We start from the raw sequence: 11,446 nt of genomic DNA on the forward strand, positions 1-11,446 counted from the left end.
ATTTTGGCGGGACCGGCGGGTCGGCGCGGGGAAAACCCTAATAATCCCATTGGGCGCCGATGCCCACTTCCGTGCCGCCATCGGCCCCCGTCGCCCCTTGCAGGCGGATGTTGCGGGTCAGGTCGATATCGATGGTGGCGGCGCTGGATCCGGCCGTGGTGCCCTGCCGCACGCCGAGATAGATCCGGTCGTTCAACCGCTTGCCGATGCCGAACTGGCCGCCGGTGCCGGCGGCGTTGGTGCCCACGTCCACGCTGTCCACGCCGAGCGAGCGGCGCAGCGAGGAGAGCGCGGCATTGCCGCTGCCCGAAAGGGTCGCCACCGTCTGCGCCACCTGCAACGCCTGGCCGGCGCTGAGCTGGCCGGCGGAGCGGCCGAACAGCAGGCGCGCCACCACCTCGTCCTGCGGCAGGGTCGGGGTGGAGGAAAAGGCGATCTCCGGCTGCGAGGCTCGGCCGGAAATGGTGACGCGGGCGGTCACGTCATTGGCCGTGCTCTCGGCGATGAAGTCGAGGTCCGGGTCGGTGGTGCCGTTGAAGGTGACGCGGCCGCGGGTGAAATCCAGCCGCCGGCCGATGATGTCGAAGCGCCCGCGCAGCAGCTCGAACCCGCCCACCGTCACCGGCGCCGCGCTGGTGCCGCGCACATTGAGCGTGCCGGAAAGCTCCGCATCCACCCCCATGCCGCGCACGAACACACGGTTGGGCGCGTTCACGCTCAGGTCCAGGCTCGCCAGGAACGTGGCGGCGCCCGCCCCCTGCCCGGCCGGCCGGCGCGCCGGGGCGGGCGGCACCGTGAAGGTCTTGCCCGGCGGCACGTTCACATGGCGCACATTGAGCGCCCGCGCCCCGCCCGGCAGGCGGTCGGGAATATTGATGTCGAGCGCCCGCACCTGGATCTGCCCGCCGATGGTGGGTCGGGTGGCGAACGCCCCGCCGATGGCGATCTGCCCGTCGGCGACGAAGCGCACGATCTCGCTGTTGACGAGGCCCGCATTGTTCAGCCGCAGGTCGAGCCGGCCGGGGAAGCCGGCGGCGGGATCGAGCGTCACGGTGCCGTTGCCCTGGATCGTCCCGCCGTTGAGGGTCGCCGCCTGGAACGACGAGAGCGTCACCGAACGATCGGTGCCGGTGACCACCGCCTGGATGCGATCCAGCGTCACCCCGTTGACCGCATCCTCATAGCGGCCCCCGCTGATGCGCACCGTGCCGCCGGCGCGCGGATCGGCAAGGGAACCGCGCACGGTCGCATCCACCGCCGCCGTGCCGGTCGCCCGCGCGCCGGAGGTGGCGAGCACCGCATTGGCGATGGCGAGCGAGACGGTGCCGCGCATGGACAGATCCAGCCCATTGCCCTGGAACGGCACCGTGCCGTTAATGGACACGCCCGAGAGCGCGGGGCCGGAAATCGTCGACGCGACGCGCACGCTGCCGCCGTCCAGCGTGCCGTTGGCCCGCAGGTCGAACGGGCCGGCGCCGGCGCGCGCGATGTCCGGGCTGGTGGCGCGCAGCACGGAAAGATCATAGCGCCCGGTGGGCGCGGCGGCGGGGCCGGTGATGCGCGCACTGCCGTTCAGCGTGCCGGAAAGGTTCAGCGCGGGATCGGCCAGCGCCGCCAGCGCCAGCGGCAGGGCGCGGATATCGACAGAGAGGTCGAGCGTATCGCCCGCGCGGCCTTGCACCGCAACGCTTCCCCCGCCCGTGGCAAGGGCGAAGCGGTCCACCGCCACCGAGCCGTCGCGAACCGTCACCGTGGCGGGGGCGGAAAGCGTGACATTGGTGCCGGCGCGGGTGATGCGCAGCGTGTCGAGCCGGAACGCCTGCTCCTGCGCCGAGGCGGTCAGCCGGCCGGCGGCGGCGATGACGGCGCCCTGGGCATCGGCATTGAGCGTCAATGCGGTGCCGCCGCCGGCCTCGCTGGCGACGATGCGCACTCGCGACACCTGGAGCGCGCTCGCGGAAATGCCGTTGGCATCCACCGTCCCGCGCAGCGCGCCGGTGCCGGCGCGCGGATCGGCGATGGAAAGATCGATGCGCGCATTCTGCACCCGCTGACCGGCCGCGCGCACATTGTCCAGATCCGCCCGCAAAGCGATGCGCTGGGTGCCGGCCACCTCGTCCAGCACCACATTGCCCTCCGCCCGGCCACCAAGCTCCGTGAGGGCGAAGGCGGACACGTCCGCGAGATTGCCGGCGGAGAAGGAGACCTGCCCGGTCAGAAGCCCGCTCGCGGCGGCCGTCAGCGCGCCCTGGGCACTCACCGAGCCCACCGCGAAATCGAGGCCGCTCAAGGTGCGGCTGCCATCGGCCCCGGTCGCGAGCGTCGCCGCGCCGCGCGCCGGCTTGCCCCCCACCTGCCCGGCGAGGCGCGCCGTGCCGCCGATCCGGCCGGTGAGATCCTTCAGGTCCGCGTCCAGGGTGAGGCCGGAAATCGGCTGGCCCATGGCCTTGCCCTGATCCACGGAGAGGCGCGCCACCACATTGAGCGTATCAAGCGTGCCGGAGAAAGCAGCCCGCCCGTTGGCCGCGCCTTCGAGCCGGGAATCCAGCCGGGAGAGGTCCCGCAAGGCCAATTCGCCGATGAGATCGGCGGCGCGACGATCCACCTTGCCGTTGACCGCAAGGGCGATTCCGGCGGCATCGAGCTTGAGATCCTGCACCGTGAGCGCGCCGTCGCTCGCATAGGAGAGGCCGCCCGCCACCTGCGCCGCACCGCCCACGAGGCCGTCGGCGGCATCGATGCCGGTTTCCACGTCGCGGGAGGACCCGTTCAGCTCCAGCGTAATGGCACCGCCCGGCCCGGCGCGCCGCACCTGCGCATCGAGGGCAATCACCCCACGCAGGGGCTGGTGGGCGAGCGGGGCGAGGGCGGCAAGATCCAGGCGCGGCATGTTCAGCGTGCCGTCGATCGTGTCCGCGCCCGCGCGCCCGGCGAACTTCAGATCGAGGCCGGCAAGTGCGACGGCAAGATCGCGCACCTCGGGCGCGCCGGACTGCGGCAGCACGCCGGACAGCGCCAGCGTGCCGCGCGCACCGAGCGCCTTGGCGACGGCGGGATCGGCGGCGGACAAGCCATCGGCGGTGGCATCGGCGCGGAAGGTCAGGCCGCCCGTGCCGTCATCGGCGGTGCGGGCCGTAACGGCCAGGCTCTGCGCGCCATAGCCCGCGCCGGTCAGCCCCTGCGTGGAGGCGGTAATGCGGGCGCGCGGCGCGGCGAGCGGGCCGTTCACCGTCCCCTCCGCCGCCAGGGCGCGCCAGCCGATGCCGGGAAGCAGAGCGGAAAAGGCCGCCGCGTCCCCCGCGGTGGCGGAGAAAGTCACATCCGCCGTGCCCTCAGCGGTCTGGAACGTGCCGCCCACGGAGGCGGAGAGCCCGGCCGAGGCCAGCGTGAGCCGGCGGATCGCGACGGTCAGCGCGGGGTCGATCAGCGCCGCGCCTTCCAGCCGCGTCTCGCCCGCGAACAGGGGCGCGACATTGGCGGGCAGCGCCTTTTGCAGATCGCCGGTGAGGGCAAGCGTGGCGAGGTGGGAGGCGCCCTGCGCCACCACATCGGCCGTGCCCTCCAGCCGCAGCACGGACCCGGCGGTGGCGTTGAGGGTTCCGCTCCATTTCTCCAGCGGCCCCGAACCCTTCACCCGGGCGTCCAGCGGCGGCAGGCCCTCCAGCGCCGCCATGCGGGCGAGGAGCCCCCCGGCCGGCTCGCGGGCCGTCAGGTCCAAATCGAGGGTACGCGCCTCGGGCACATAGCGGATGGAGCCGCCGACCGCGCCCGGCTCGTCGCGCCGCTCCAGGTCGAACTTCAGCGAAATGCCCTTGGCCGGCTCCATCAGGCGCAGGCCGCCTTCGAACTGCAATTGCGCCTTGCGGCCCAGGACCGGCTCGGCGAGATCGATTTGGTCGAGCGCGAGACGGTCGACGACGACGCGCAGGGCCACGCCGCCGCCCGGGCCCGACGGCGCCGCCGGCGTGGCGGGCGGGGGAAGGTCGGGCGCGCGCAGCACGTTCACCCGCGCCGCCTCTACCAGCGCCACATCCACCGTGCCCGACAGCAGCGCGAGCGGCGACCAGCGCAGGCGCAGGTCTTCCAGCTCCAGGAAATTGCCCTTCGGATCGGCCAGTTCCACCCGCGCCAGCGCGATGTCCCCGGGCACGAAGCCGGTGAGGCCGGTGAGCGTCACCCGCAGCCCGTTGGCGGAGGCGAGTTCGGAGGCGAAGCGGGCAAGGAAGGCCTTGCCGGGCGGGGTCTGGACAATGCCGAAGGCCAGCAGGGCGAACGCCACCACCGCCACCAAGGCGATCGCCGCGGCCTGCGCGAGGCCTTTCAGGATGCGGATCAGGATCGCCATCAGAAGGACTGCCCCAGGCTGACGTAGAGGCCGTAATGGGTGCCGGCCACCTGCGGATTCACGGGGAAGGCCAGATCGAGCCGGATCGGCCCGATGGCGGTATAATAGCGAAGGCCGATGCCGTAGCCATATTGCAGCTCGGACAGGTCCGGCGTCTCCGAGGCGAAGGCCGCACCCATGTCGAGGAACGGCACGATGCCGATGGTGTCGGTGACGCGGATGCGCGCCTCCACCGAGGCGGCAAAGAAGCTGAGGCCGCCGATGATGTCGCCGAAGGCATCGCGCGGGCTCGCCGACTGATAATCATAGCCGCGCAGCGTGCCGCCGCCGCCCACATAGAACAGGCGCTGGGGCGGCGCGTCGTAGAAATCCGCGCCGACGATCGAGCCCGCCTGCACCCGGCCCGCGAGAATATAGCGCTTGTCCTCGTCGAGGGCGTGGTAGGCGGCGATGGAGCCCTTCATCAACATGGGTCCGGCGCCGGACTGGCCGAACAGCGCGAACGGCTCGATGGTGGCGCTGGCGCGGATGCCGCGCGAGGCGTCCAGCAGCGAATCCGTGGTGTCGTAATTGGCTTCGACCGGCACGCCGACGATGGTGTAGTCGCGCAGGCTGATGGCGTTTTCCACCTGCGACTGCTCCAGATCCACCCCCACCTGCACGTTCAGCGTATCGTCGAAGCGATGGCGGATGCCGCCGACGAAGGTCTCGCCCTGGCGCACATAGGCGTTGGTCACTTCCCGCAGGATCGCCGCCTGGGCCACCAGATCGTCATTCGGCGTGATGATGCCGGGCTTCATGAAGGTCGCGGCGAAGCGATAGCCGAAGGGGTCGGCGTTGGGCACCGAGTCCGGCTCCTTGCCGAACCAGGACACCTGACCGTCGAGCCGCAGCGTCTCGCCGCCGCCGAACAGATTGCGGTGGCCCCAGAAGACATTGGCGGCCGAGCCGTCGGTGTTGGAATATTTGGCGCTGAAGCCGACATAGCGCGGGTCGCGTTCGCTGATCTCCACCTCGATGGGCAATTGGCCCTGCGCATTCAGCCGGTCCGCCTCCTTGAAGCGCACGCCGCCGATGATCTCGAAGGTCAGCAGCCGCTTGCGCAGGGCCGCAAGGCGCGCGGGCGAGAACGGCTCGCCGGGGCGAATCTCGATGCGCTCGGAAACGAACTCCGGCTTCAGCGTCTTGGTGCCGGCAACGGTGAAGGGGCCGAAGGTCGCCACGGGGCCGGGCGCGACCAGGAAGGTCACGTTCAGCGTGTGCCCGGCATGGTCGGCCACCACATCCTTGCCCACCACCTTGGCGAAGGGATGGGCGCTGTCCCGCAAGGCGGCGACGATGGTGCCCTCGGCACCGAGCACGGCCGTGGAGCGCGCGGGTTCGCCGGCGATCAGGCGCAGCGCGCGCGGCGTCGGCGCCTCCGCCAGCGGCCGCTTGGTCGCCGCATCCAGCACCAATATGGTGCCGAAGGTGAAGCGCGGGCCCGTCGCCACCTTCACCACCACCGGCACCGGACCCGCAGCGCGGGCCGCATCCACGGCGGGGAACACGTCCGGCGCGTCGGGCGGCCGGCCCGCTACGAGAATGGTCACCGTCCCGGCGTAATAACCCTCGGCATAGAGCGCCGCGAGGATGCGGTCGCGATCCGCCAGCGCCCGCCGCACCAGGCCCGCGGCACCGGAGGGCGCGTTGCGCTTCAGGGATTCCAGATTGGAGGCCCCCGACACGTTGGATCGCAGCGAGGGCTCGCCGGTGACGTCGAAGGTGACGGTGTAAGGCACCGCGTCCGCCGCCGGCGCCTCGTCCTTGGCGCGGTCGGGATCGAACCAGGCCATGGCGCGGTCGAAGAAGGTGGCGGCGTTATCGGCTGAGGCGGGTTCGGAAGACTGCGCGGGTTGAGCGGCGGGCGCCTGCGCCAGGGCGGCGGGCGTGAAAAAGCATCCCAGCAGCAGCAGGCCGGAAAGGCAGGACCCGCGGAGCGCCGCCGCGCAAGGGGCAATGTTTCGCGACATTGGCCGCCAAGGAGCATTCCGCAAAATGTAACGCCCGTTCGCCTCCCTTTTCCCCGCCATTGTACCGGGACGCGCGCTGCGCGTCCATCCGCCGGGGCGGATCGCGCTTAACGTTTGATGAAGCTAAGGCTCTGGAATTGCTCGCGTGCCATTTTGGCAACCCTGGCGCGGACAGTGCGCGCGCAGCCAAATTCGGCGCGCAAACGGCTCGACACGATTCAATGGGAATGCGACCTTCGCCGGGCCTGTGGGGGGCAGCCGGCGCACGAATGCCGGGCGGGATTGGGGGCTGGCGTGAAGCACAAACTCACGGTCTATATCGGCATCGCCATGGTGCTGGGCATCGTCGTCGGCTACACCAACCACCGGCTCTGGCCGGATCCCGACACGGCCCGCCAGATCGCCGACCACATCTCCCTGCTGACCGAAATCTTCCTGCGGCTGATCAAGATGATCATCGGCCCGCTGGTGTTCACCTCGCTGGTGGCCGGCGTCGCACATATGGGCGACATGAAGACCATCGGCCGGGTGGGCGGAAAGGCGATGATCTGGTTCATCACCGCCTCCCTGGTGTCGCTGTTCATCGGCCTCATCATGGTGAACCTGCTCCAGCCCGGCCATGCGCTGAACATTCCGCTGCCGGCGGTGAATTCCGCCACCGGCGTGCAGGAGGCGAACTTCTCCCTGCACGATTTCATCAAGCATGCCGTGCCGGACAGCGCGGTCGGCGCGCTCGCGAATAACGAGGTGTTGCAGATCGTGGTGTTCGCGATCCTGTTCGGGCTCGCCGCAGCATCCGCCGGGCACAAGGCGAAGGTGCTTGTGGGCCTGATCGAGGAAGCCTCCCACGTGGTGCTGAAGATCACCGGCTATGTGATGGCGCTCGCCCCCATCGCGGTGTTCGCGGCCATGGCGGCGACCGTCACCGAGCATGGGCCGGGCATTCTCCTGAGCTATGGCCGCTACATGGCCTCGTTCTATTTCAGCCTGTTCATCCTGTGGCTGGTGATGGTGGCGGTGGGCTATGCGATCCTCGGCAAGACCGCGCTGCGGGTGGTGAGCCTGGTGCGCGCGCCATTCGTCGTCGCCTTCACCACCGCATCGAGCGAAGCCGCCTATCCCAGCATGATGCGCCAGCTGGAGAAGGTGCCGGTGAGCGAGAAGATCGTCAGCTTCGTGCTGCCGCTCGGCTATTCGTTCAATCTCGACGGCTCGATGATGTATTCGACCTTCGCGGTCATGTTCATCGCCCAGGCCTATGGCATGGAGATTTCCACCACCCAGCAGATCGTCATGCTGCTGACGCTGATGATCACCTCCAAGGGCATGGCGGCCGTGCCGCGCGGCTCGCTGGTGGTGGTGGCGGCGACGCTGGAGATGTTCCACCTGCCGGCGGCGGGGCTGCTTCTGGTGCTCGGCGTGGATCAGTTTCTCGACATGGGGCGCTCGGCGACGAACGTGCTGGGCAACGGCATTGCCACCACCGTGGTCGCCAAATGGGAAGGCGAGAATGTGGACGCCGGGACCACCGACGAGGACGAGGACCTTGCGGTGGCCGCCTGAGGCGGCGCCTTGCCCCGCCCGCCGAGGCTAGGCCCGGGCGCAGGATTCCGGCTCAAGTTCGGCGAGTGCGAGCAATTGCGTGTGCAGGTCGTCGAGGATCTCCTGGGATAGGGCCGCGTCGCTCCTCGCGACCGCGCGGGCGAGCGCCATGCCGCCCACCAGGGCGGAAACCATGAGGATGGCCCGCGCCCGGCGGCGGGCGGCATTCCCCCCGGCCTCTTCCGGCAAAAGGCTCTCGAACGCGGCGATATAGGCGGCGATGCCCGAGGCGAAGCCTTGCTGCACCGTGGCGTCCTGGTGGTCCACCTCGGTCGCCACGGCGGCCATGGGGCAGCCGTCCTGCGGCGCGTCGCGATGCGCCGGCGAGAGATAGAAATCCAGATAGCGCGGCAGGCCCCCGCCGTCGGGCGCGGCGCGCGCTGCGATCCGCTTCACGCTGCGCGCGAAGGCGGCGTCGAAGGCTTCGACGGCGAGCGCATCCTTCGAGGCGAAATGACCATAGAAGCCGCCATGGGTCAGGCCGGCGGCGCGGGTGATCTCCGCGACGCCGACGCCACCGAAGCCGCGCTCGCGAAATAGGCGCGATGCCGCGGCGATGATCGCGGCGCGATGCTCCGCCGCCTTTTCCTTGGAAACCTTCACCACGCACCCCTCCCTGCGCCGCATGCCTCGGGCCGGCAGGGATGCGCGGTGCGGGCGACGGTCGACTTGACTTTAATCATGATGCCCATACTTTATCTTCAAATATGATGATCGTCATCATTAATCCATCTCGACCCGCCCAGGCGTCGCGGAGCCCTGCTGATGTTGTCAAATCGTCTCGCCGCCTTTCTTGCGGCCCGCGGCATTCATTATGGCTGGGTGGTTGCCGGCGTTACCTTCCTCACCATGCTGAGCGCGGCGGGGGCGGTGGGTGCGCCCGGCGTTCTGCTCCTGCCGCTGCAACGCGAATTCGGCTGGTCCACATCCGAGATTTCCGCCGCCATGGCGGTGCGCCTCCTGCTTTTCGGCCTCATGGGTCCGTTCGCGGCGGCGCTGCTCAATCGCTTCGGCCTGCGCCGCATCGTGCTGTGCTCGCTCGGCCTCGTCGGCGGCGGACTGCTGCTGTCGCTGGCCATGACGCAGGTCTGGCAATTGATCCTGCTCTGGGGCGTCGTGGTCGGGTTCGGCACCGGCATGACGGCCCTGGTGCTGGGCGCGACCGTCGCGACCCGCTGGTTCTCCCACCGGCGCGGCCTGGTGATCGGCCTGCTGACGGCGAGTTCGGCCACGGGGCAATTGGTGTTCATGCCGGCGCTCGCCATGCTCTCCGATCATTACGGATGGCGGGTCGCGCTGGCACTGCTGTGCACGGTGCTGGCGATCGCGGGACTGGTGGTTCTCGCCCTGATGCGCGACCGCCCGTCCGACCTCGGCCTGCTCGCCTATGGCGACAAGGGCCCGGCCCTGACCCTCGTCACCCCGCCACAATCGGTGGCCGCGGCGGCGCTGGATGCGCTGCGCCTTGCGGCCAGGACTCGGGTGTTCTGGGTCTTGTTCGCCACCTTCTTCATCTGCGGCGCCAGCACCAACGGCCTGATCCAGACCCATCTCATTCCCCTGTGCGCGGACTTCGGCGTGCCGGAAGTCAATGCGGCGGGCATGCTGGCGGTCATTGGCGTGTTCGATTTCATCGGCACGGTGGGGTCGGGCTGGCTGTCCGATCGCTATGACAACCGCTGGCTGCTGGCCTGGTACTACGGCCTGCGCGGGCTCTCCCTGCTCTATTTGCCGTTCTCCGATTTCACCTTCTACGGCCTGTCGATCTTCGCGGTGTTCTATGGGCTCGACTGGGTGGCCACGGTGCCGCCCACGGTGCGGCTCACCGCCGAGCGTTTCGGGCGGGAGAAGGCGAACCTCGTTTTCGGCTGGATCTTCGCCGGCCACCAGATGGGCGCCGCGACCGCCGCCTTCGGTGCCGGCCTCTCGCGCACCGTGCTCTCCAGCTATCTGCCGGCGTTCTTCATCGCCGGCGCGCTGTGCCTGATCGCGGCTGCGCTGCTGGTCACCCTGAACCGCCGAGCGGCCGAGCCCGTTCCCGCGCCGACGTCCGCCGCATAATCCTCGATCCACAAAGGAGGCATCCCATGCCCGTGCTTTCCGATCCTGTCGTCATCGTCTCCGCCGTGCGCACCCCGCTCGGCCGCTTTCTCGGCGCGCTGGCGCCGGCCCAGGCGCCCCAACTCGGCGCCCATGTGATCCGCGCCGCGCTTGCGCGTTCCGGCCTCGCCGCCGAGCGCATCGACGAGGTGCTGATGGGCTGTGTCCTGCCCGCCGGCCAGGGCCAGGCTCCGGCCCGGCAAGCGGCACGCGGGGCCAGCCTGCCGGATGCCACCGGCGCCACCACCATCAACAAGGTGTGCGGGTCCGGCATGAAGGCCACCATGCTGGCGCACGACCTGATCGCAGCCGGCTCGGCCGAGATCGTCGTGTCCGGCGGCATGGAATCCATGTCCAATGCCCCCTATCTGCTGCCGAAAGCGCGCGCCGGCTATCGTGCCGGCCATGCCCAGGTGCTCGACCACATGCTGCTCGATGGCCTGGAGGACGCCTATGAAGGCGGACGTCCCATGGGCGATTTCGGCGAGGCGACGGCCCAGGCCTATCAATTCACCCGCGCCGACCAGGACGCCTATGCGGTGGAGACGCTGACCCGCGCCCGCCGCGCCATCGCCGACGGAGATTTCAAGGCCGAGATCGCCCCCTATGTGCTCAAGGCCAAGGCGGGCGACCTGATTGTCGCCGATGACGAAAATCCGCTGAAAGTCTCGCCCGAGAAGATCCCGGGCCTGAAGCCGGCATTCCGCCCCGACGGCACGATCACGGCCGCAAGCTCCTCGGCAAATGCCGACGGGGCGGCGGCGCTGATCCTCACCCGCCGTTCCATCGCCGAACGGGACGGCCTGCCGATCCTGGCCGAGATCAAGGCCCACGCCACCCATTCCCAGGACCCGGCCTGGTTCACCACGGCGCCGATCCCGGCGATCCGCAAGCTTCTCGGCAAGACCGGCTGGGACGTGGCGGATGTCGATCTATTCGAGATCAACGAAGCCTTCGCTGCCGTCGCCATGGCGGCGCAGCGCGATCTGTCGATTCCGCCCGAAAAACTCAATGTGAACGGTGGCGCCTGCGCGCTCGGCCACCCCATCGGCGCCACGGGGGGGCGGCTGATCGTGACCTTGCTGCACGCGCTGGAGCGGCGGGGCATGAGGAAGGGTGTGGCCGCCCTGTGCATCGGCGGCGGCGAGGCCACGGCGATCGCGGTCGAGCGGGTCCACTGACGACCCGTTCGGGCTGGCGCGGCTGACAGGACACTCTCAGCCGCTGCCGATGAGGATGCCGGCGGCGAGCACCAGGGCGCCGCCGAGCACCACCTGGAACACCGCCCGCACGAAGGGCGTCTCCATATATCTGTTCTGGATCCAGGCGATCGCCCACAGTTCGACGAACACGACGAAGACCGCGAGCGCGGTCGCGGTCCAGAATT

The 11,446-nt window shown here is 69.8% G+C and carries 7 protein-coding genes (1 of these 7 running past the window's edge); 3 read left to right on the forward strand and 4 right to left on the reverse strand.

What is annotated here, in order from left to right; translation table 11 throughout:
• Window positions 1–37: 37 nt before the first annotated feature.
• Together V5F84_RS01110 and V5F84_RS01115 are read right to left on the reverse strand one after the other, a co-directional pair.
• On the reverse strand, window positions 38–4,345 hold the full coding sequence (locus tag V5F84_RS01110; RefSeq protein ID WP_394046371.1) for a translocation/assembly module TamB domain-containing protein: 4,308 nt from the start codon (window positions 4,343–4,345) through the stop codon (window positions 38–40).
• Entirely contained in the window at window positions 4,345–6,357 is a 2,013-nt protein-coding gene (locus tag V5F84_RS01115) for an autotransporter assembly complex protein TamA (RefSeq protein WP_394046373.1), read from the reverse strand. Before V5F84_RS01115 ends, V5F84_RS01110 begins: the two co-directional genes overlap by 1 nt.
• A gap of 294 nt (window positions 6,358–6,651) precedes the next feature.
• Here V5F84_RS01115 and V5F84_RS01120 point away from each other — a divergent pair, with 294 nt between their 5' ends.
• On the forward strand, window positions 6,652–7,920 hold the full coding sequence (locus tag V5F84_RS01120; protein ID WP_394046375.1) for a dicarboxylate/amino acid:cation symporter: 1,269 nt from the start codon (window positions 6,652–6,654) through the stop codon (window positions 7,918–7,920).
• A 27-nt stretch (window positions 7,921–7,947) separates the two neighbouring features.
• Here the strand turns inward: V5F84_RS01120 and V5F84_RS01125 are convergent, their stop codons facing one another.
• Complete coding sequence (locus V5F84_RS01125) at window positions 7,948–8,565, reverse strand: TetR/AcrR family transcriptional regulator (protein WP_394046377.1); 618 nt, start codon at window positions 8,563–8,565, stop codon at window positions 7,948–7,950.
• 159 nt (window positions 8,566–8,724) lie between these two features.
• Here V5F84_RS01125 and V5F84_RS01130 point away from each other — a divergent pair, with 159 nt between their 5' ends.
• Window positions 8,725–10,020 (forward strand): MFS transporter, encoded by a 1,296-nt coding sequence (locus V5F84_RS01130; protein WP_394046379.1) that lies wholly within the window; start codon window positions 8,725–8,727, stop codon window positions 10,018–10,020.
• Window positions 10,021–10,046: 26 nt separating this feature from the next.
• The gene (locus V5F84_RS01135) at window positions 10,047–11,240 is read left to right on the forward strand and encodes an acetyl-CoA C-acyltransferase (RefSeq protein ID WP_394046381.1); all 1,194 of its coding nucleotides are present in this window, start codon (window positions 10,047–10,049) and stop codon (window positions 11,238–11,240) included.
• A 36-nt stretch (window positions 11,241–11,276) separates the two neighbouring features.
• Here V5F84_RS01135 and mbfA read toward each other — a convergent pair whose 3' ends face one another.
• A protein-coding gene (gene mbfA, locus V5F84_RS01140) for an iron exporter MbfA (RefSeq protein ID WP_394046383.1) crosses the window boundary here: on the reverse strand, window positions 11,277–11,446 show its end. 808 nt of this gene lie beyond the right edge of the window; the window shows 170 of its 978 coding nt (coding positions 809–978); its start codon lies off the right edge, out of view; its stop codon occupies window positions 11,277–11,279.

Source organism: Roseixanthobacter liquoris, assembly GCF_043195135.2.
Classification (GTDB): Bacteria; Pseudomonadota; Alphaproteobacteria; order Rhizobiales; family Xanthobacteraceae; genus NCEH01.